Consider the following 19,745-nt stretch of genomic DNA (forward strand, 5'->3'; position numbering starts at 1 on the left):
CCTAAAATCAGGCCCATCTCAGTACATCTCGTACTCTTTTTATTTCGGAGCCCACATTGAACAATCAATGGTTCTCAAAAGTCGCTGTTTGGTTGGTCATCGCTTTGGTGATGTTCACCGTCTTCAAACAGTTTGAAACACGCCCAGGCGCAGGCTCTGGTTACCTTGGCTATTCGGACTTCCTCGAAGAAGTTCGCGCCAAGCGCATCAAAACCGCCACCATCCAAGAAGGTCAGGGCGGCACAGAAATTACGGCGGTCACCAATGACGAGCGCAAGATTCGCACAACGGCCACTTACCTCGACCGCGGTTTGGTGGGCGACCTCATCGCCAATGGCGTGAAGTTTGACGTCAAGCCTCGCGAAGAGGGCTCACTCCTCATGACACTGTTGGTCAGCTGGGGCCCCATGCTGCTGTTGATTGGTGTGTGGGTGTACTTCATGCGCCAAATGCAAGGCGGCGGCAAGGGTGGGGCGTTCAGCTTCGGCAAGAGCAAAGCCCGCATGCTGGATGAGAACAACAACCAAGTGACGTTTGCTGACGTGGCAGGTTGCGACGAAGCCAAAGAAGAAGTCAAAGAAGTGGTGGACTTTTTGAAAGACCCACAACGCTTCCAAAAACTGGGTGGTCGTATCCCACGCGGTTTGTTGTTGGTGGGCCCTCCCGGTACTGGTAAAACATTGTTGGCCAAAGGCATTGCGGGCGAAGCCAAAGTGCCGTTCTTCAGCATCTCAGGTTCTGACTTCGTTGAAATGTTTGTGGGCGTGGGCGCAGCCCGTGTGCGCGACATGTTTGAGAACGCCAAAAAGAATGCACCTTGCATCATCTTCATTGACGAGATTGATGCTGTGGGTCGCCAACGTGGCGCCGGTGTGGGCGGTGGTAACGACGAACGCGAACAAACCTTGAACCAAATGCTGGTCGAGATGGATGGTTTTGAAACCAACCTCGGCGTCATCGTGGTGGCTGCCACCAACCGTCCCGACATTTTGGATGCCGCGCTGTTGCGCCCCGGTCGTTTTGACCGTCAGGTGTATGTGACCTTGCCGGACATCCGTGGCCGCGAACAAATCTTGAACGTGCACATGCGCAAAGTGCCAATTGGCCAAGACGTCAATGCCAGCGTGATTGCACGTGGCACACCTGGTATGAGTGGTGCTGATTTGGCCAACTTGTGTAACGAAGCTGCCTTGATGGCCGCACGTCGCAACGCACGCGTGGTCGAGATGCAAGACTTTGAAAAGGCCAAAGACAAAATCTTGATGGGCCCTGAGCGCAAGAGCATGGTCATGCCAGAAGAAGAGCGCCGCAACACGGCGTATCACGAAGCTGGTCACGCCTTGATTGGCAAGTTGTTGCCCAAGTGTGACCCCGTGCACAAAGTGACCATCATTCCCCGTGGCCGTGCTTTGGGCGTGACCATGAGCTTGCCTGAGAAAGACCGCTACAGCTACGACAAAGAATACATGTTGAACCAAATCAGCATGCTGTTCGGTGGTCGTATTGCCGAAGAAGTCTTCATGAACCAAATGACGACTGGCGCGAGCAACGACTTTGAGCGCGCAACCTCCATTGCACGCGACATGGTCACGCGCTACGGTATGACCGATGCTTTGGGCCCTATGGTCTATGCAGAGAACGAAGGCGAAGTGTTCTTGGGCCGCTCGGTCACCAAGACCACCAGCATGTCTGAAGCCACCATGCAAAAGGTGGATGTGGAAGTGCGCCGCATCATTGATGAGCAATACAACTTGGCCCGTCGTTTGATTGAATTCAACAGCGACAAGATGCACGCCATGGCCAAAGCTTTGCTCGAATGGGAAACCATCGACAAAGAGCAAATTGACGACATCATGGAAGGCCGCCCACCACGTCCACCAAAAGACTGGACACCACGCACCCCTTCGGGCGGTGACAGCGGCGGCACCCCAGCGGTGCAAGCAGACCCAGCGCCCAGCGCGGCTTAAGCGATTGGGTTGAACCAAGAACGGGGCGCAAGCCCCGTTTTTCATGGAGCACTTATGTTTTGGCAAACCACACGTTTTCGCATTGACCTGAGCCAGCCGCAGGTGATGGGCATTGTCAATGTCACGCCCGACTCTTTCTCTGACGGTGGTCAGCATGCCAACACGCGTGCTGCTTTGGCGCATTGCGAACAGTTACTCAAAGAAGGTGCAAACATCTTGGACATTGGTGGTGAGTCCACCCGTCCTGGCGCGCCTGCGGTGTCACTCGACGATGAGTTAGCGCGTGTGTTGCCCGTGGTGCGCGAAGCCGTGCGCTTGAATGTGCCCATCTCTGTCGACACCTACAAGGCTGAGGTGATGCAAGCTGTGCTGGATGCAGGCGCCGACATCATCAACGATGTGTGGGCTTTGCGTCAGGTCGGCGCGCAGCAAGTGGTGGCTGCGCATGCCCAATGTGGTGTGTGCCTGATGCATATGCATGGCGAGCCACAAACCATGCAAGCCTTGCCCATGCACGGCAGCTCTATTCAGCCGGTGGCTGAGTTTTTGAAAGCCCACGCACAAGGGTTACAAGCCTTGGGCGTCGCACACGAGCGCATTGCCTTAGACCCAGGTGTAGGCTTTGGCAAAACCGTGGCGCAAAACTTTGAACTGCTTGCGCATCAAGACCAATTGTTGGTCTTGGGCTATCCCTTATTGGTCGGCTGGTCGCGTAAGTCATCCATCGGTGCAGTGACAGGCTGTGAGGTGGGGGAGCGTATGGTGCCTAGCGTGGCGGCGGCTCTGCTGGCTGTTGAGCGTGGCGCGCGTATTGTGCGTGTGCACGATGTGGCGCCAACTGTGCAGGCACTCAAGGTTTGGCAAGTCGCGCAAGTTTGAGACAATGCATTCAAATCGATCGCAAACAAAAATAACATCCAAGGCAAACACAATGACACGCAAATATTTCGGCACAGATGGCATTCGCGGCACGGTGGGCCAAGCGCCTATCACCCCTGACTTTGTCTTGCGTTTGGCTCATGCCGTGGGTCGTGTGCTCAAGCAAACCGAAGCACACCCTACGGTGTTGATTGGCAAAGATACCCGTATCTCTGGCTACATGTTGGAGTCAGCTCTAGAGTCTGGTTTCAACTCAGCAGGCGTCAATGTGGTGTTACTCGGCCCCTTGCCAACCCCCGGTGTGGCCTACCTCACACGCGCCCAACGTGCGAGCCTAGGTGTGGTCATCAGTGCCAGCCACAACCCGTTTGCCGACAACGGCATCAAGTTCTTCAGTGCCAATGGCAACAAACTCAGCGATGCATGGGAGCTGGCAGTAGAAGCTGCGTTGGAAGAAGCGCCTGTGTGGGTGGATTCGGCCAACCTCGGCAAGACCAAACGCTTGGACGATGCGGCGGGTCGTTACATTGAATTTTGTAAGAGCACTTTTTCAAACGACCTCACGCTCAAAGGTTTGAAGGTGGTGGTGGATGCGGCGCACGGTGCGGCGTATCACATCGCACCCAAGGTGTTCCACGAGCTGGGTGCCGATGTGATTGCGATTGGCTGCAGCCCCGATGGTTTGAACATCAACCATGAAGTCGGTGCCACGCATCCGGATGCTTTGGTGCGTGCCGTGAAAGCCAACCATGCCGACTTTGGCATTGCGCTGGATGGCGATGCCGACCGCTTGCAAATGGTGGATGCCCAAGGCCGCTTGTACAACGGCGATGAGTTGTTGTATTTGATGGCAGACGACCGCTTGGCCAATGACGAAGTGGTGCCCGGCGTGGTGGGTACCCTCATGACCAACATGGCCGTGGAAGTGGCCTTGAAAAAACGTGGTGTGCAGTTTGTGCGTGCCAAGGTGGGTGACCGCTATGTGCTGGAAGAACTGGCCAAACACCAATGGATTTTGGGTGGCGAAGGCTCAGGCCATTTGTTAGCGCTGGACAAACACACCACGGGTGACGGTTTGGTGAGCGCTTTGCAAATTTTGCAAACCTGCGTGCGCAGCGGCAAGGCCATGGCTGAGTTACTCAAAGATGTGACGCTGTTTCCGCAAACCCTCATCAACGTGCGTTTGCGTCCCGGTCAAGACTGGCAGTCGAATGCACGCATGAAAGAGGAAGTGCAAAAGGCTGAGGCCGAATTGGGCGATTCCGGTCGTGTGCTGATTCGCGCCAGTGGTACTGAGCCGCTGGTGCGTGTGATGGTAGAGGCCCGTGATGAAGCGCAAGCCAACGCATGTGCCAAGCGCATTGCCGACACCTTGTCGGTTTAAGGCTGCGGCAAAAGATTCTGACCTGTGTGTGTGCTTTGTGTCGGGCGGTAGGCCGCTCGCCACAACACAGGCAATAAAACAGCCGTGGTGACATACAGCGCCAAACTGCCCGTTTGCCAAAACGCAATGGGTGACTGCGGTGTGAGCCAACCCATGAGCCAGCTCAAACCCGACGCATCAAAGCCCACGTCGTAAGCCACCACATAACCTCCCGCAAGCCCCAAGCCCCATAGCAAGACGGTGTAAGTGATGAGTGGCAGGACGGTAATGCCATAGCAGCGCAGCGTGAACACGCAAAACACTTGCACGGCATCGGCCACGTGGTACAGCATCAACCACAGCAACAAGGTGGCAGACAGCGCGGCGACCTCGGGAGACTGGGTGTAAAACGCAGCAATGGCTTGGTGTTGCCAACCCATCAAACCCGCCAAACTTAGGCTGAGCAATAGCACCAAGCTAAGACCTGTGCGCAGTGCCTGACGCGCACGATGAATTTGCCCAGCACCAATCCAATAGCTCACACGCGAACTGCTGGCGATGGACAGTGACAAGGGAATCATGTAGAGCACAGCCGTCATGTTGGAGACGATTTGATGGCTCGCGGTGGCCACCACGCCCAAGCGCGCGATGAACAAAGACATGAGGGTGAAGGAGGTGACTTCAACGCCAATTGCCAAACCACTTGGCAGCCCCAAGCGCACGAAGCGAAGCAAGGTGGCTGCGTGAGGTTTTTCCATTGGAGCCCAGATGCGGTAGGGCTTGTAAAAGTCTTGTGTACGTAATAGCCAGAGCGCAAGACTCAGCATGAGAAGCGTCACCACCAAGGTCGCCCATGCACATCCTGCCAAACCCATGGGCGCTAGCACACCTGGAATGCCTAAAACCAGCACGATGGACAGTGGAATCTTGACCATCAAGGCGCCCACTTGCACCCACGTCACCAGCTTAGGCTTCCCTAGGCTTTGATTCAGCGTGCTGTACATGCGAAACAGCAAGGAGGCGGGTAATCCAAAGGCCACGATGTTGAGGTAGTCGTGAATTTCGACGCGTAAATCGGCGGGTACTTGCGTCCAATTCAGAAGAAAGTCAGGATTCAACAATGCCCACATGCCAAGGCTGGCTGTGATGGCGCATAGATATAAAGCTTGCCGCAACGAGCGGCCCACCTCTGCGTGGCGCTGAGCGCCATGCAGCTCGGCCCACACAGGCAGCAACGCTTGCAACATGCCCATGAGGGAGATATGCACCGTGACGTAAGTGGCCGATGCCACGGCCAGTGCGGCCAAGGCGGTGTCTGCGAAGTGACCCGCTACCAAGGTGTCGGTGATGCTAAAGGCCATCACGGCCAGCTGTCCGACCATCACGGTGCCAGCGTGCCGCATGATGGTGGCGCGTTCGGTACTCATCGGTGTGTCAGGGGTGACGGCGGTGGTACAGCGTCACATCCTCGTTGTTGTCAGATGGGCGGCGGATGGTGCGAACACGGTTCCATTCATGCAGCCTAACCACACTCGCTAGCTCTGGTCGCAAGTCGTTGTCGACCAATAGCCACGGGCAAGTGCTTTGTTGTTCATTGGAGGTGGTTTCAATGGACTTGATATCAAAGCCGCCGTGGTAGTGAAAGGCGGTCATTTGGCCCACATCTAATCCATAGCTCAGCAAGCAACCTGTGCGTGCTTCATACGCTTCTTGTTTGGCCATCACGCCTTGAATTTGTTGCACCCAAGGTTTGTAGCTGCGCGCAAAGTCCAACAGTGGTAGCCACAAGGTCAGTAGCAATAGCCAGCACAGTGCAGCTCCGCCTGCGGGTAAAACCATGCTTTTCCATAAAGCTTGGCGGTGTTTGGCTGTGCGCCATGTGACAAGCCAAATCCACACCGCAGTAGCAGCCAAGGCCACGATGAATGCCATCCATCCAAAACTGGGTTGGAACCCTGGGAATAAGCGCTCGACGTTCGCTGCAGGTTGTGCTGGCCAGCCTGTTTGCATGGCTATCCAAATCACCCAAATGATGAAGGCGCATCCCGAAAAAAATAGCAGAGTGAACCAATCAATCAACGCGGCCACACTTCGGCGCAAGGTCGGCAAAGCAAAGGCTGCCAAGGTTGCGAAGGAGGGAAGAGCCAACAGCAATGTTTGTTCCGATGAGCGTGTGACCATGGCCGTGGTGAGGGTCAATGCGGTGAACCACATGGGTAGCACCAAGTGGCGGCTCCAATGCAGTGATGTCCATTGGCGACGCCAGCGCCATAAAGTCCATACGGCCAGTGGCCATGCAGGCCATGTGAACCATGCCACCAAGCGTAGCAAGCTACGCCATTCTTGCCAGTCGTTGTGCAAAGGCATCAAACGCCACTGCCACACATCCAATAGTGTGGCTAAGGCTGCCACAGCCAAGCCCATGAGCAAGAGCCACAGTGCGTGTTGACGGCCTGTTTGGTGTGATGTGCTTTGACGATCTAGCAAGCACAAAAAACCACTGCCGATGGCCATCAAAACAGCAAAGCTAGGTGCGCCGCTCAAACACAAACCAAGCAGCCCAGTGCTCAATGCGCTGAAGCTGTAGCGTGGGTGGTAAGGCAAAGCAGCGACGCCATAAAAAGCAAAGCTCACGAAAGCCAGTTGCATCAAGATGGGACTTGCCTCATGGGAGAGCAAGGTGAGGCCCAAACACGCAATCAGCGCGAGCACGGCACCATCTGCAATGGTGCGAGCGTAGTCTTTGGGTTGGGCTTCGCCGCCAAAAGCAAAGGGTACGGGCTGGGCTTGGGGACTGAGCGCCAAGTAGTAAACCCCATGCCAAGTGCTCGCTAAGGTCAGCCCCAAGAGACCCGCAAAAGGGATTCGTACGGCAAATCCAGCAGATAGCCAGCTGGGGGCGATTTGAATCGCCCATGCGCCTAACCAATAAGGCAGCAAGGCGTCTAGTTCGGGGGCTTGACCCCAGACGCTGGGGTTGAACCAATCGCTCGCACCCTCAGCCAAGGCCAGCATGTGACCAAATGCCGTGAACTCATTACCTTTCCAAGGTTCACGGCCAAACAAACCGGGCAGCACATAGGCTGCGCAGAACAGCCACAGCGCAACACGCGGCAAGCGGCGCACGGCACTTTGAGGAACGATGGCGGGGGTGGGTTGGGTCACAAGCTTTTTGAATGAAAAAAGGCAGCGCGGAGGGCCGGGCTGCCTTGTTTGAAGTGAGCGCGTGGCTTACTTGGCGATCGTCTTGCCGTACTTGTTGCGGAAGCGCTCGACGCGGCCGCCCATGTTGTCGACAGATTTTTGTGTGCCTGTGTAGAAGGGGTGTGACTCGCTGGTGGTATCCAGCTTGTACAACGGCAATTCGCGGCCGTCTTCCATGGTGATCATCTCTTTTGTGCTGGCGCATGAGCGCGTCACAAATTTGAAACCGTTAGACATATCCATGAAACAGATTTCACGGTAGTTGGGGTGAATGCCTTCTTTCATCGCTTTTCCTTGAGCAGCTGCGGTAGCCACGCCGACCTATTTCGACACACTTTCCGCAAAACGCGTCATTATGCCATGAAAGAGTGGCCTTTTATCGCAAAACACCCAAGGCAAATGGCAGGCTGAGCATGCCTAAAACCGTCGATAAGGTGACCAAGCCCGCCACGAAGGCCCCGTTGTAGCCCATGCGAGCTGCCAAGACATAGCAGCTAGAGGCGGTGGGTAGGGCTGAAAAGGCGAGCAGCACGCTGGTTTGGGTCCTGTCGAGCTCAAACACGCCAGCCAACCACCACGCCAGCAGCGGGGTGAGTAGATGGCGCACAGTCAAAAGACAAATGGCCAAACTTTTTGCTTTCATCAAGTGCCCAAATTGCATGCCTGCACCTGCAGCCATCAATCCCAACGCCAACGACGCAGCGCCAATGCGTTGCAGTGTGGGCTCTGTCCAGCTTGGGATGTGCAAACCGACAATATTGGCGAGCAGCCCCAAACCTGTGGCCAAAATCAACGGGTTGCGAATGAGTTCGCGCCCAAAGCTGCGCTGAGCATGACGGGCCATGGGCCAAACCGCTGCTACGTTGAACAGGGGCACACAGACGCCGATCAACACCGCAATCAATAACAAGGCTTGCGGTCCCGCAATCCGTTCTGCCAATGCCAGGGCGATGAAAGAGTTGAAGCGAAACGCAACCTGCGCACTGGCTGCATGCAAGCGCGTGTCAATGTGTTTGCGCAAAAACGGCAGCTTGGGAATGGCATAGGACATGCCAACGCTGCTCAGCCCCAGTGTCAAGCCCGCCATGATGAGGTGGGAGGCGGCTTGCAAATCCAAAGGCGTGCGCACGATGGAATGAAACAGCAAAACGGGGAAGAGAAAGAAATAAACCAAGTTCTCAACCTGCTCCCAAACGGTGCGATTGAGGGCTGTGTATTTACAAACTAAATAACCACAAAGGATGAGTGAGAAGTCGGGGAAAAGGAGTTGGGCGTAATTCACGGGACAGAGAATACCCTTACTTCAATTCTTGAGTGATCTCAAAGCGTATAGGATTGAAACACGGGTCAATTGGTCGGATCTTTTTAGGAGATACATAAATGCAACGTCGTCATTGGTTTGCTCTTTCCTTGCTTGCCGCGGCTGGCTCTGCCTTTGCGCAAGCTTATCCCTCCAAATCTATTCAGTTGCAAATTCCTTTTGCCCCAGGTGGAACCACAGACATCATTGCACGCACGATTGCAGACCCATTGGGTAAAGCGTTGGGGCAAACGGTGGTGGTCATCAACAAAGCAGGCGGTGGCGGCGTGGTGGGTGCCAACGAAACAGCCAAAGCTGCGCCCGATGGCTATTCGCTAGGCATGGCCACCGTGTCGACCACGGCAGCGAATCCTGCGATCAACAGCAAAATTCCGTACAACCCGTTGACCGACTTCACACCCATCATCAACATTGCGGCGACCCCCAACATCATTGCTGTGCATCCCAATTTCCCCGCGACGGATTACAAGGGCTACATCGCCGAGCTCAAGCGTTCGCCAGGCAAGTATTCATACTCATCATCCGGCACTGGTGGCATTGGTCATTTGCAGATGGAGTTGTACAAAAACTTGAGCGGTACCTTTGTCACGCACATTCCCTATCGTGGTGCAGGACCAGCTTTGAATGACACGGTGGCAGGCCAAGTTCCCATGATTTTTGATAACTTGCCATCGGCGTTGCCCTTTATCAAAGACAACCGCTTGGTGCCAATTGTTGTGGCCGCACCTCAACGCTTGGCCGTGTTGCCTAACGTGCCTACTTTCAAAGAAATAGGCCTAGAACCTGTGAACCGCATGGCGTTTTATGGCATTTACGGCCCCAAGGGTATGCCCAAAGATATCGTGGACAAAATCAATGCCGGCGTACGCAAAGCGCTGGAAGATCCAGCTGTGCGTAAACGCATTGAAGACACGGGTTCGCTCATTGTGGCCAACACGCCCGAGCAATTTGCAGCGCAAATCAAAGCCGAGTTTGAAGTTTACAAACGCGTGGTGACGGAACAAAAACTCACCTTGGATTGATCGCATTGACAGGCCTATCGGCGTCTGCACCTGACGCCAACATCGACATCTTCATTGACGCACTTTGGCTAGAGCACGGTTTGGCTGCTAACAGTTTGGCGGCCTATCGGCGTGATTTGAATTTGTTGTCTGCATGGCTGAATGCTCAGGGCACGCATTTACTTGCCGCGCAAGAGTCAGACCTGCAGCAGTACTTTGCGCACCGCCACGCCGAGACCAAAGCCACCAGTGCCAATCGGCGCTTGACGGTGTTTAAGCGCTTTTACCGTTGGGCCTTGCGCGAGCGCATGTTGGTGGCTGACCCCACGTTGAAACTGCTCACGGCCAAGCAGCCTGTGCGTGCGCCCAAAAGTTTGACTGAGGCGCAGGTTGAGAGTTTGCTCAACGCGCCCGATGTGTCCACGGGCCTAGGCATGCGCGACCGCGCGATGCTGGAGTTGATTTACGCCAGTGGCTTGCGCGTGAGTGAGTTGGTCGACCTTAAGACCCTGCATGTGAGTTTGAACGACGGCGTACTGCGCATCATGGGCAAGGGCAGCAAAGAGCGTTTGGTGCCGTTTGGCGAAGTGGCGCGCGATTGGTTGCAGCGCTACTTGAGTGAGGCGCGCCCCGCATTGCTGGCAGGTCATCAAACCGAAGCTTTGTTTGTGACAGTGCGGGGAAAAAACGCAGGAGAATCCATGACGCGTGCCATGTTTTGGCAGCTCATCAAACGCTATGCCTTGCAAGCGCAAATTCATGTGCCGATTTCACCGCACACCTTGCGCCATGCGTTTGCCACGCATTTGCTGAACCACGGGGCTGATTTGCGGGCGGTGCAAATGTTGTTGGGCCATGCCGATATTTCCACCACCACCATCTACACGCACATTGCGCGTGAACGTTTGAAGAGCCTGCACGGGCAGCACCATCCGCGTGGCTGACTTGCTATCAGCCGCCTAACAAATAGTCCAGCTCTGCCTCGGTAAAGCCCGCACGCTTGCGGGCTTCTTTGTTGAAGGGCGGACGCAGCTTCGGCGCTTCATAACGCTTGGCCAATTCGCTGTAAAAAGCCACAGGGTCTAGGCCGCGCTGCTCGCACAACCAGCGGTACCAGTGGTTGCCAATGGCCACATGGCCAACTTCTTCGCGCAAGATGATGTCCAACAAATCTGCCGCTTGCAAGGCGGCGGGCGTAGCCGCTTTGCGTAGCTTGGTTTGAATCAAGGGCGTGGCATCTAGGCCGCGTGCTTCTAGGGTGCGGGGCACCAGCGCCATGCGGGCCAATACATCGTTGGCTGTTTTTTGGCACATGTGCCACATGCCATCGTGGGCGTCAAAGTCGCCGTAGCGGTGGCCTAGGCTTTGCAAGTGCGTGTGCAGCATCTCAAAGTGTTGCGACTCTTCATAGGCCACGCGCAGCCAGTCGGTGTAGTAGGGCGCAGGCATGTTGGAGAAGCGCCAAACCGCATCCAATGCGAGGTTGATGGCATTGAACTCGATGTGGCACACCGCATGCATCAAGGCTGCCAAGCCCTCGGGCGTGAAGGGTGTACGTGTGGGCACTTGTTGGGCTGGAATCAAGTGTGGCAGTTCAGGGCGGCCAGGCAGTGTTTGGGCAGAATCGTTGACGATGACTTCATTCGTCAATACCACCACATCTTTTTGCTTAGCCCACAGCGACTGCACCGCTTGAACTTTCGCGGCGGGGTCGCATATACAAAGGGCGGTCAATGCTAAGGGGCGTAGGCTCATCCTTACAATTGTAGAAAACCAAAATCGCAGGAGACTTTCATGGCTGTTTACCAACTCGATACGCTGACCCCAGACATTGCCGACTCTGCTTGGGTGGCGGACAACGCCCAAGTGATTGGCGATGTGCACATGGCCGCTGACAGCAGCGTGTGGTTCAGCAGCGTGGTGCGTGGCGACACGGCCACCATCCGCATTGGCGAAGGCACCAACATCCAAGACGGCAGCGTGTTGCACGCTGACGTGGGGATTCCACTCACCATTGGCAAGCATGTGACGGTGGGTCACATGGTTCAGCTGCATGGCTGCACGATTGGCGATGAATCGCTCATTGGCATTGGTGCTGTGGTGTTGAACGGCGCGAAGATTGGTAAGAACTGTTTGGTGGGAGCGGGCTCGCTCGTGACCGAAGGCAAAGAGTTTCCAGATGGCTCCATGATTTTGGGAAGCCCTGCCAAGGTGGTGCGCGAGCTCACGCCTGAGCAAATTGAAGGGTTGCGCCGCAGCGCGCAGCACTATGTGACTAACAAAAACCGCTTCAAAGCGGGTTTAAAGAAAATTGCTTAATGTCTCAACTGCATAAATTTTTGTTCGATGGTTTGCCTGTGCGTGGCATGTTGGTGCAGCTCACCGATGTGTGGCAAGAGGTACTCAAGCGCCGCGCGGCCAACGTGGAAACCGGCCCCTATGCAGAGCCTGTGCGCCACTTGTTGGGTGAGATGACGGCGGCTGCCGTGTTGATGCAATCGAACATCAAATTCAATGGCGCTTTGGTGATGCAAATTTTTGGCGATGGCCCGCTGAAGTTGGCGGTGGTTGAAGTCAATCCAAATTTAAGCTTGCGAGCCACAGCCAAAGTGGTGGGTGAGTTGGGCGATGCCAGCACTTTGTCAGAGATGGTCAACGTCAACAACGAGGGCAAATGTGCCATCACACTGGACCCACTCAACAAGATGCCCGGCCAACAGGCGTACCAAGGTGTGGTGCCTCTGTTTGACGACCAACGCAACAAACTCGACAAGTTCAGCGACGTGCTCCAGCACTACATGCTGCAAAGCGAGCAGCTGGACACCACCTTGGTGCTGGCTGCAAACGACAGCACGGCTGCGGGCTTGCTGATTCAGCGCCTGCCCATCAAAGGTGAAGGCAACTTGGCTGCCAAGGCGACCATGGAAGACGAAGATGAAATTGGTCGTAGCGAGGACTACAACCGCATCTCTATCTTGGCCTCAAGTTTGACGTCCGATGAGTTGCTGAATTTGGATGCCGAAACAATTCTGCGCCGCTTGTTCTGGGAAGAAAAACTGGTGCGCTTCGAGCCACTCACGCCTAGTTTTGCGTGCTCATGCAGCCGTGAACGTGTGAGCAACATGATTCGTAGCTTGGGTACCGAAGAGGTGGAAAGCATCTTGGCCGAGCGCGGAGATGTGGAAGTGGGTTGCGATTTTTGTGGCGAGCAATACCGCTATGACGCGGTGGATGCGGCGCAAATTTTCACCGGCACACCAACGCCCCCACCAGCACCTTCGTCGTTGCAATAAGGCGGTTTAGCCTTTGACGAGGCTGGTGAACAAGCGGTGTTCACAGTCGCCGTCACCGCAGGTCTCACATGGGCCGTTCCAGCGCGTGAGGGTCTCGGGGCGCTCTAGCTGCTTTGCCCAGTCTGGTGCTTGGCGGCCAATGCAAAACAAAGCGTTGTCTAAGCGTTGTGCGCCCGTGCTGTACACCACTTGGTAAGGCAGGCCAGCTAGGCCTAGCATGTGGCGCACAGCCGCATCAACGGGTTCACGCACATGTGGGCCATCGCGTTGCAAACCATCGCTCACCCAAGGCACATCAAGTCCCGTGAGTAGGGTCACGTCATACACCGCCTGATGAGCCATAGCCAGAGCATTCAAGCTGTCGTCGTTGAATAGCATTTGGCTGTAGACAGCCGTCATCAACGGGGTGGTGTCTGCAATCACCACGGTATTCGCTGGCGCTGCGAGCACCCGTGCAATTTGTGTCTCGGCGATGTGTAACTGTTCGTCTTGGCGAGGTGTGCGTTGGTGGGTGTCGCACCATTCGCGAAGGTATTCATTCACGAGGTGTACTACCAAGCCAGACCTCTGCAACCGTGCGCACAGTGCTTGGGCCAGTTGTGACTTGCCTGTGCTTTCTGCGCCGAGCAGAGCAATCTTCATGCAGCTTCCACTTCGGCGTGCTTGGCCCATGTGCGCCAACCCAGTCCACTGAGTGCAATGAACACGAGGTAGAGCAGGGTGGTGAGCCACAAGTCCTTCCACGCAAACAGACCTGCAGCCACGATGTTGACCCCTATCCATACCGCCCAGTTTTCTAAGCGCTTGTGCGCGAGCAAATATTGGCCGACCAAACTGAAAGCGGTGGGAAAGGCATCCCACCAAGGCACATCGGTGTCGGTGAAGTTCAACAGCACGGCCCCTGTGCTAAGCCAAAGCAAGCTGCCCATCCAAGTCAAGGTGAAGCGCTGGTGCGCAGGCATGCGTGTCACTGGCAACGGCGCACCTTCCACGCCGCGCAACCATACCGACCAGCCCCACAGGGCCAAGACGACGAACAGCACTTGCAGCAGCGCATCGCCATACAGGCGCTGGCTCCAAAACAAAAAGAAATACAGCACCGAGCTGATGGCGGCCAAAGGCCAGCCCCAATGCCACTCGACGATGTTGCACACAATCATCGCGAAGGCCAGCAGCACAGCGATGAGTTCAAGCCAAGAAGTGTCGAGGCCCCAGAGGGTGAATGCGATCGAGAAAAGGAGTTCGGTCACTTCGCGATTTGCACGAAGACTTCGTTCGGCTTGACCATGCCGATTTCAGAGCGGGCACGCTCTTCGACCATTTCCAGACCATCTTTGAGGTCGTGGAGTTCAGCGCTCAGGCGGTCGTTGGCCAATTGCGCGGCAGCGTTTTGCTGCTTTTGGTCATTCAAGGTCTGACGTAGACGCATCACGTCAGGGATGCTGCCGCGACCAAACCACAGCTGGCCCTGCAGCACAAGCAGCAGGGCAATCAGCACGAGGTGGAGTGGTCGCAGCATGAATCAGACTCAGGAGACCAGCGATTAACGCAGGTTGTAGAAGGCAGAACGGCCTGGGTACACCGCCACGTCGCCCAAGTCTTCTTCGATCCGCAAGAGTTGGTTGTACTTGGCCATGCGGTCAGAACGGCTCATTGAACCGGTTTTAATTTGACCGGCGTTCAAACCCACTGCGATGTCGGCAATGGTGCTGTCTTCGGTTTCGCCAGAGCGGTGGCTGATCACGGCGGTGTAGCCCGCGCGCTTGGCCATCTCGATGGCTTCAAACGTTTCGGTCAAGGTGCCGATTTGGTTGATCTTGATGAGGATCGAATTGGCGATGCCTTTGTCGATGCCTTCTTTGAAGATCTTGGTGTTGGTCACGAACAAGTCGTCGCCCACGATTTGCACTTTCTTGGCCAAGCGGTCGGTCAACACTTTCCAGCCATCCCAGTCGTTTTCGGCCATGCCGTCTTCGATGCTGATGATGGGGTACTTGTCGCACCAAGTGGCGAGCATGTCGGTCCATTGCTGAGCCGTCAATTGCAAGCCTTCGCCAGACAAGTGGTACTTGCCGTCTTTGTAGAACTCGCTGGCCGCGCAGTCCAAACCGATGGCGATTTGTTCGCCCGCGGTGTAGCCTGCTGCAGCAATTGCGTCCAAGATCATTTGGATGGCGGCTTCGTGGCTGGTGACGTTAGGGGCAAAGCCACCTTCGTCGCCCACAGCAATGCTCATGCCTTTGTCGTGGATGATTTTCTTCAAGGCATGGAACACCTCAGCGCCGTAACGCACGGCTTCGCGGAATGTAGGTGCGCCCACGGGGATGATCATGAACTCTTGCAAGTCCAAGTTGTTGTTGGCGTGTGCGCCACCGTTGATGACGTTCATCATGGGCACTGGCAATTGGTTGCCATTCATGCCACCGAAGTAACGGTACAAAGGCAAGCCAGACTCTTCAGCGGCAGCACGGGCCACAGCCATGGATACAGCCAACAAGGCGTTGGCGCCCAAGCGGCTCTTGTTGTCAGTGCCGTCGAGGTCGATCAAGGTCCTGTCAAGGAAGGCTTGCTCAGAAGCGTCCAAGCCCAAAATGGCTTCAGAGATTTCGGTGTTGATGTGCTCAACTGCTTTCAACACGCCTTTGCCAAGGTAGCGGCTTTTGTCGCCATCGCGCAGTTCAATCGCTTCGCGGCTGCCGGTGGAAGCGCCTGATGGCACAGCAGCACGGCCCATGGTGCCGGACTCCAACAACACATCACATTCCACGGTGGGGTTGCCGCGGCTGTCCAAGATTTCACGGGCGACGATGTCGACGATAGCGCTCATTTGTGTTTTCCTATTTCAAGTTTTTAAAAAGAGTTTGTGACTGTGTGCAGTGCACTCAGGCCTCAAAGTTGTTTTCTAAGAAGGGGTGTTTTTTGGTCACGGCATCGAGCTCGACCAAAGTTTCCAACAAAGCTTTCATCTTGTTCAGGGGCACAGCATTCGGTCCGTCAGACCAAGCCTCTGAAGGGCATGGATGTGTTTCCATGAACAGGCCAGCCACGCCAGCGGCTACGCCAGCGCGGGCCAACACGGGCACCATCTCGCGAGCGCCACCACTGACTGTGCCTTGACCGCCCGGCTTTTGCACCGAGTGGGTGACGTCAAACACCACCGGCGCGCCAGATTTGCGCATCTCAGCCAAGCTGGTCATGTCGGCTACGAGGTTGTTGTAGCCAAAGCTCACGCCACGTTCGCAGGCCAAGAAGTTGTCTTCGGGCAAGCCAGCTTCGCGAGCGGCGTCGCGGGCTTTGTCGATGACGTTTTTCATGTCCCAAGGAGCCAAGAACTGGCCCTTCTTGATGTTCACCGGTTTGCCCGATTGCGCCACGGCACGGATGAAGTCGGTTTGGCGGCACAAGAAAGCTGGGGTTTGCAACACGTCGACCACGCTGGCCACTGTTTTGACCTGCGACTCGTCATGCACATCGGTCAGGATGGGCAGGTGCAGTTGTCGGCGCACTTCGTCGAGGATCTTCAAGCCCGCATCCATGCCCACACCGCGCTTGGTATTGCCAGACGAGCGGTTGGCTTTGTCGAACGAACCTTTGTAGATCAAAGGAATACCGAGACTCGAGCAGATTTCTTTGAGCTGGCCTGCCACGTCGATGGACATTTCTAAACCTTCGATCGAGCAAGTGCCTGCGATCAAAAAGAAAGGCTTGTCGAGGCCGACGTCAAATCCGCAAAGTTTCATAGCGTGTCCTGTGTTCTAAAAATTAGGCTTTAGCTTTGTGGTCCAACGCTGCCTTGACGAAGGCGTTGAACAAGGGGTGGCCATCCCATGGGGTCGATTTGAACTCGGGATGGAACTGCACGCCCATGTACCAAGGGTGAACGGTTTGTGGCAGCTCGACGATTTCGGTGAGGTGCTCGCGCTGTGTGAGCGCCGAAATCACCAAGCCCGCTTTGCGCAGGGCGTCGAGGTAGTTCACGTTGGCTTCGTAGCGGTGGCGGTGGCGCTCGGTCACCACGTCGCCGTAAATTTTGTGCGCCAAGGTGCCGGGGGCCACATCTGAGCTTTGTGCGCCCAAGCGCATGGTGCCGCCAAGGTTGGAGTCGGCTGTGCGAGTTTGGATGCTGCCGTCTGCGTCTTTCCACTCGTTGATGAGGGCGATGACGGGGTAAGGGCCGTCTGGCACAAACTCAGTGCTGTTGGCGTCTTTCAAGCCAGCCATGTGGCGGGCGTATTCGATGGTAGCCACTTGCATGCCTAAGCAAATGCCAAGGTATGGCACTTTGTTTTCGCGGGCAAATTGAGCAGAAGAAATCTTGCCTTCCACGCCGCGAATACCAAAGCCGCCGGGCACCAAAATAGCGTCGAATTTGCCGAGGTCTTTGACGTTCTCGGGTGTGATGAATTCAGAGTCCACGTACTCGATCTTCACGCGTGCATGGTTCTTCATGCCAGCATGGCGCAAGGCTTCGTTGAGCGATTTGTAGCTGTCAGACAGGTCGACGTATTTACCCACCATGGCTATGGTGACTTCTTCTTTGGGGTTGGCCACTTCGTGGACCAAGTCGTCCCAGCGTTGCAAGTTGGCCTGTTTGGCGTTGATGCGCAGCTTGTCGCACACCAAGTTGTCCAGCCCTTGCTCGTGCAACATGCGTGGCACTTTGTAGATGGTGTCCACATCCCACATGGAGATCACACCCGACTCATGCACGTTCGAAAACAGGCTGATTTTTTGACGTTCTTCTTCAGGAATTGGGCGGTCTGCACGGCACAGCAGTGCATCAGCTTGGATGCCGATTTCGCGCAGTTTTTGTGCGGTGTGTTGGGTTGGCTTGGTTTTGAGTTCGCCAGCGGCGGCGATCCAAGGCACGTAGCTCAGGTGCACAAACGCTGTGTTGTGTGCACCCATCTTCAGGCTCATTTGGCGAGCGGCTTCGAGGAAGGGCAGGGACTCGATGTCGCCCACAGTGCCACCGATTTCAACAATGGCCACATCCACGGCGTCAGGCGTGTCATAGGCTGCGCCACGTTTGACGAACTCTTGAATTTCGTTGGTGATGTGGGGGATGACTTGCACCGTTTTGCCCAGATAGTCGCCGCGGCGCTCTTTGTCGAGCACGCTTTGGTAAATCTGGCCAGTGGTGAAGTTGTTGGCCTTTTTCATGCGCGTCGTGATGAAGCGCTCGTAGTGGCCTAAATCGAGGTCGGTTTCTGCGCCGTCTTCGGTGACGAACACCTCGCCGTGCTGCAGCGGCGACATGGTGCCTGGGTCTACGTTGATGTAGGGGTCCAGTTTGATGAGGGTGACTTTGAGGCCGCGCGACTCAAGCAGGGCGGCGAGTGAGGCGGCTGCAATTCCCTTACCAAGGGAAGAGACAACACCGCCGGTGACGAATACAAATTGGGTCATGCCAGATCGAGAGACTGTCTCCCGGTAGGTGGAAATCGAAATTATAGGCGCTCTGCTACATTGCGAGCCATGTCTGATCTGTCAAATAAGCACATTGTTTTGGGTTTGAGTGGTGGCATCGCTTGCTACAAAGCGGCGGAACTGTGTCGTGCCTTGGTTAAGGCGGGAGCTACGGTTCAAGTGGTCATGACTGAGGCTGCGGCCCAGTTCATGACACCCGTCACCCTGCAAGCCTTGTCGAATCGTCCGGTGTACGTCTCGCAATGGGATGCCCGTGAGCCCAACAACATGGCGCACATCAACCTGAGCCGCGAGGCCGACGCCATCGTGGTGGCACCTGCCAGCGCCGACTTCATGGCCAAACTGCTGCATGGGCGCGCTGACGATTTGCTCAGCCTCATGTGCTTAGCCCGCCCGATTGAAAGCGTGCCCCTGATCTTGGCCCCCGCGATGAACCGCGAAATGTGGCAACACCCCGCTACGCAGCGCAACATGGCGCAGCTCTTAGCGGATGGCGCTCATGTGTTGGACGTAGGCCAAGGTGAACAAGCCTGCGGCGAAACCGGTGACGGCCGCATGTTGGAGCCAGAAGAAATTTTGGAAGACCTGATTGCGTTCTTCCAGCCTAAAGTTTTGGCGGGCCAGCATGTGCTGATCACCGCAGGCCCTACCTACGAGGCGATGGACCCTGTGCGCGGCATCACCAATTTATCGAGCGGCAAGATGGGTTTTGCTATTGCCCGCGCTGCACGCGAAGCGGGCGCCGAAGTGATCTTGGTCGCTGGCCCCGTGCATCTGCCTACGCCGCGCGGCGTGCAGCGTGTGGATGTGCGATCGGCCTTGGACATGCAAGCGGCTGTGGCTCAGCATGTGGATGCGGCTTCTGTGTTTGTGGCGACGGCCGCGGTAGCTGATTGGCGTGTGGCCGATGTGGCGGGACAAAAAATCAAAAAAGACGGTTCCGGTCAATTACCGCAACTGAACTTTGTGGAAAACCCAGACATCTTGGCTGGTGTCGCCCAATCAGCCCGCGCTCAAAGCGGCGCTTTGTATTGCGTAGGCTTTGCAGCTGAGAGCCATGATTTGCTCAAGCACGCCACGGCCAAACGCGAACGCAAAAGTGTGCCGTTGTTGGTAGGCAATATTGGCCCTGCCACCTTTGGGTTGGATGACAACGCGTTGTTATTGGTCGATGCGCAAGGTAGCCATGAATTACCGCATGCCAGCAAGCTCACATTGGCGCGCCAGTTGGTGGCTGAGATTTCGCGGCGTTTGAAAGCCGCTTGATATCAGCTGCCCGATTCAACC

At 55.9% G+C, this 19,745-nt stretch carries 19 protein-coding genes; 8 read left to right on the forward strand and 11 right to left on the reverse strand.

Features of this window, described 5'->3' with window-relative positions; genetic code table 11:
- Nucleotides 1-56 precede the first annotated feature (56 nt).
- From ftsH to glmM, 3 genes are read left to right on the forward strand one after another with little or no spacing between them, the layout of a single operon-like run.
- A complete protein-coding gene (gene ftsH, locus LINBF2_RS05230; RefSeq protein WP_281890964.1) occupies nt 57-1,967 on the forward strand; it encodes an ATP-dependent zinc metalloprotease FtsH in 1,911 nt (636 codons plus the stop codon).
- A 54-nt stretch (nt 1,968-2,021) separates the two neighbouring features.
- Nucleotides 2,022-2,846 carry a dihydropteroate synthase gene (gene folP / locus LINBF2_RS05235; RefSeq protein ID WP_281890966.1) on the forward strand — a complete coding sequence of 275 codons (825 nt, stop codon included), beginning with the start codon at nt 2,022-2,024 and terminating at the stop codon, nt 2,844-2,846.
- A gap of 52 nt (nt 2,847-2,898) precedes the next feature.
- Nucleotides 2,899-4,230, forward strand: a complete 1,332-nt coding sequence (glmM, locus tag LINBF2_RS05240; protein ID WP_281890968.1) for a phosphoglucosamine mutase — start codon at nt 2,899-2,901, stop codon at nt 4,228-4,230.
- Here glmM and LINBF2_RS05245 read toward each other — a convergent pair.
- The 4 genes from LINBF2_RS05245 to LINBF2_RS05260 all read right to left on the reverse strand — a co-directional run bounded on the left by LINBF2_RS05245 (nt 4,227) and on the right by LINBF2_RS05260 (nt 8,695).
- Nucleotides 4,227-5,636 (reverse strand): MATE family efflux transporter, encoded by a 1,410-nt coding sequence (locus LINBF2_RS05245; protein WP_281890970.1) that lies wholly within the window; start codon nt 5,634-5,636, stop codon nt 4,227-4,229. The genes glmM and LINBF2_RS05245 overlap by 4 nt on opposite strands.
- A 7-nt stretch (nt 5,637-5,643) precedes the next feature.
- Entirely contained in the window at nt 5,644-7,374 is a 1,731-nt protein-coding gene (locus LINBF2_RS05250; protein ID WP_281890972.1) for a hypothetical protein, read from the reverse strand.
- Between the two features lie 66 nt (nt 7,375-7,440).
- The gene (locus LINBF2_RS05255; RefSeq protein ID WP_104800388.1) at nt 7,441-7,698 is read right to left on the reverse strand and encodes a type B 50S ribosomal protein L31; all 258 of its coding nucleotides are present in this window, start codon (nt 7,696-7,698) and stop codon (nt 7,441-7,443) included.
- 91 nt (nt 7,699-7,789) lie between these two features.
- On the reverse strand, nt 7,790-8,695 hold the full coding sequence (locus tag LINBF2_RS05260; protein ID WP_104800330.1) for an AEC family transporter: 906 nt from the start codon (nt 8,693-8,695) through the stop codon (nt 7,790-7,792).
- A gap of 98 nt (nt 8,696-8,793) precedes the next feature.
- Here LINBF2_RS05260 and LINBF2_RS05265 point away from each other — a divergent pair, with 98 nt between their 5' ends.
- On the forward strand, nt 8,794-9,756 hold the full coding sequence (locus LINBF2_RS05265) for a tripartite tricarboxylate transporter substrate binding protein BugE (protein WP_281890975.1): 963 nt from the start codon (nt 8,794-8,796) through the stop codon (nt 9,754-9,756).
- Nucleotides 9,756-10,679: a site-specific tyrosine recombinase XerD gene (gene xerD / locus LINBF2_RS05270; RefSeq protein WP_281891290.1), complete on the forward strand. Its 924-nt coding sequence runs from the start codon at nt 9,756-9,758 to the stop codon at nt 10,677-10,679. The genes LINBF2_RS05265 and xerD overlap by 1 nt, the downstream gene beginning before the upstream one ends.
- Before the next feature lie 7 nt (nt 10,680-10,686).
- Here the strand turns inward: xerD and LINBF2_RS05275 are convergent, their stop codons facing one another.
- Complete coding sequence (locus tag LINBF2_RS05275) at nt 10,687-11,490, reverse strand: ferritin-like domain-containing protein (protein ID WP_281890977.1); 804 nt, start codon at nt 11,488-11,490, stop codon at nt 10,687-10,689.
- Nucleotides 11,491-11,529: 39 nt separating this feature from the next.
- On the opposite strand from LINBF2_RS05275, the gene LINBF2_RS05280 reads away from it, so the two are divergent.
- Entirely contained in the window at nt 11,530-12,054 is a 525-nt protein-coding gene (locus LINBF2_RS05280) for a gamma carbonic anhydrase family protein (protein WP_104800334.1), read from the forward strand.
- The gene (locus tag LINBF2_RS05285) at nt 12,054-13,028 is read left to right on the forward strand and encodes an Hsp33 family molecular chaperone HslO (protein WP_281890978.1); all 975 of its coding nucleotides are present in this window, start codon (nt 12,054-12,056) and stop codon (nt 13,026-13,028) included. Before LINBF2_RS05280 ends, LINBF2_RS05285 begins: the two co-directional genes overlap by 1 nt.
- A gap of 6 nt (nt 13,029-13,034) precedes the next feature.
- Here LINBF2_RS05285 and LINBF2_RS05290 read toward each other — a convergent pair whose 3' ends face one another.
- Genes LINBF2_RS05290 through LINBF2_RS05315 form a run of 6 tightly spaced genes read right to left on the reverse strand, consistent with a single transcriptional unit; the run spans nt 13,035 to nt 18,437 of the window.
- The gene (locus LINBF2_RS05290; protein WP_281890980.1) at nt 13,035-13,670 is read right to left on the reverse strand and encodes an ATP-binding protein; all 636 of its coding nucleotides are present in this window, start codon (nt 13,668-13,670) and stop codon (nt 13,035-13,037) included.
- Nucleotides 13,667-14,278, reverse strand: a complete 612-nt coding sequence (pnuC, locus tag LINBF2_RS05295) for a nicotinamide riboside transporter PnuC (protein WP_281890982.1) — start codon at nt 14,276-14,278, stop codon at nt 13,667-13,669. The genes LINBF2_RS05290 and pnuC overlap by 4 nt, the downstream gene beginning before the upstream one ends.
- A complete protein-coding gene (ftsB, locus tag LINBF2_RS05300; RefSeq protein WP_236657953.1) occupies nt 14,275-14,547 on the reverse strand; it encodes a cell division protein FtsB in 273 nt (90 codons plus the stop codon). Before ftsB ends, pnuC begins: the two co-directional genes overlap by 4 nt.
- Nucleotides 14,548-14,571: 24 nt before the next feature.
- Nucleotides 14,572-15,855 (reverse strand): phosphopyruvate hydratase, encoded by a 1,284-nt coding sequence (gene eno, locus LINBF2_RS05305; RefSeq protein ID WP_104800338.1) that lies wholly within the window; start codon nt 15,853-15,855, stop codon nt 14,572-14,574.
- A 55-nt stretch (nt 15,856-15,910) separates the two neighbouring features.
- Nucleotides 15,911-16,768 (reverse strand): 3-deoxy-8-phosphooctulonate synthase, encoded by an 858-nt coding sequence (kdsA, locus tag LINBF2_RS05310; RefSeq protein ID WP_281890985.1) that lies wholly within the window; start codon nt 16,766-16,768, stop codon nt 15,911-15,913.
- Between the two features lie 22 nt (nt 16,769-16,790).
- Entirely contained in the window at nt 16,791-18,437 is a 1,647-nt protein-coding gene (locus LINBF2_RS05315; protein WP_281890987.1) for a CTP synthase, read from the reverse strand.
- Nucleotides 18,438-18,506: 69 nt separating this feature from the next.
- Between LINBF2_RS05315 and coaBC the strand changes: the two genes are divergently transcribed.
- Nucleotides 18,507-19,724, forward strand: a complete 1,218-nt coding sequence (coaBC, locus tag LINBF2_RS05320) for a bifunctional phosphopantothenoylcysteine decarboxylase/phosphopantothenate--cysteine ligase CoaBC (protein WP_281890989.1) — start codon at nt 18,507-18,509, stop codon at nt 19,722-19,724.
- Nucleotides 19,725-19,745 lie beyond the last annotated feature (21 nt).

The sequence above is a fragment of the Limnohabitans sp. TEGF004 genome (assembly GCF_027924965.1).
Taxonomy (GTDB): Bacteria; Pseudomonadota; Gammaproteobacteria; order Burkholderiales; family Burkholderiaceae_C; genus Limnohabitans.

Bases quoted from the DNA above. Each gene is read 5' to 3' on its own strand.
- folP (WP_281890966.1), top strand. From the start codon at position 2,022: ATGTTTTGGCAAACCACACGTTTTCGCATTGACCTGAGCCAGCCGCAG.
- glmM (WP_281890968.1), top strand. From the start codon at position 2,899: ATGACACGCAAATATTTCGGCACAGATGGCATTCGCGGCACGGTGGGC.
- LINBF2_RS05245 (WP_281890970.1), bottom strand. From the start codon at position 5,636: ATGAGTACCGAACGCGCCACCATCATGCGGCACGCTGGCACCGTGATG.
- LINBF2_RS05255 (WP_104800388.1), bottom strand. From the start codon at position 7,698: ATGAAAGAAGGCATTCACCCCAACTACCGTGAAATCTGTTTCATGGAT.
- LINBF2_RS05265 (WP_281890975.1), top strand. From the start codon at position 8,794: ATGCAACGTCGTCATTGGTTTGCTCTTTCCTTGCTTGCCGCGGCTGGC.
- LINBF2_RS05275 (WP_281890977.1), bottom strand. From the start codon at position 11,490: ATGAGCCTACGCCCCTTAGCATTGACCGCCCTTTGTATATGCGACCCC.
- LINBF2_RS05280 (WP_104800334.1), top strand. From the start codon at position 11,530: ATGGCTGTTTACCAACTCGATACGCTGACCCCAGACATTGCCGACTCT.
- LINBF2_RS05285 (WP_281890978.1), top strand. From the start codon at position 12,054: ATGTCTCAACTGCATAAATTTTTGTTCGATGGTTTGCCTGTGCGTGGC.
- LINBF2_RS05290 (WP_281890980.1), bottom strand. From the start codon at position 13,670: ATGAAGATTGCTCTGCTCGGCGCAGAAAGCACAGGCAAGTCACAACTG.
- ftsB (WP_236657953.1), bottom strand. From the start codon at position 14,547: ATGCTGCGACCACTCCACCTCGTGCTGATTGCCCTGCTGCTTGTGCTG.
- eno (WP_104800338.1), bottom strand. From the start codon at position 15,855: ATGAGCGCTATCGTCGACATCGTCGCCCGTGAAATCTTGGACAGCCGC.
- kdsA (WP_281890985.1), bottom strand. From the start codon at position 16,768: ATGAAACTTTGCGGATTTGACGTCGGCCTCGACAAGCCTTTCTTTTTG.
- LINBF2_RS05315 (WP_281890987.1), bottom strand. From the start codon at position 18,437: ATGACCCAATTTGTATTCGTCACCGGCGGTGTTGTCTCTTCCCTTGGT.
- coaBC (WP_281890989.1), top strand. From the start codon at position 18,507: ATGTCTGATCTGTCAAATAAGCACATTGTTTTGGGTTTGAGTGGTGGC.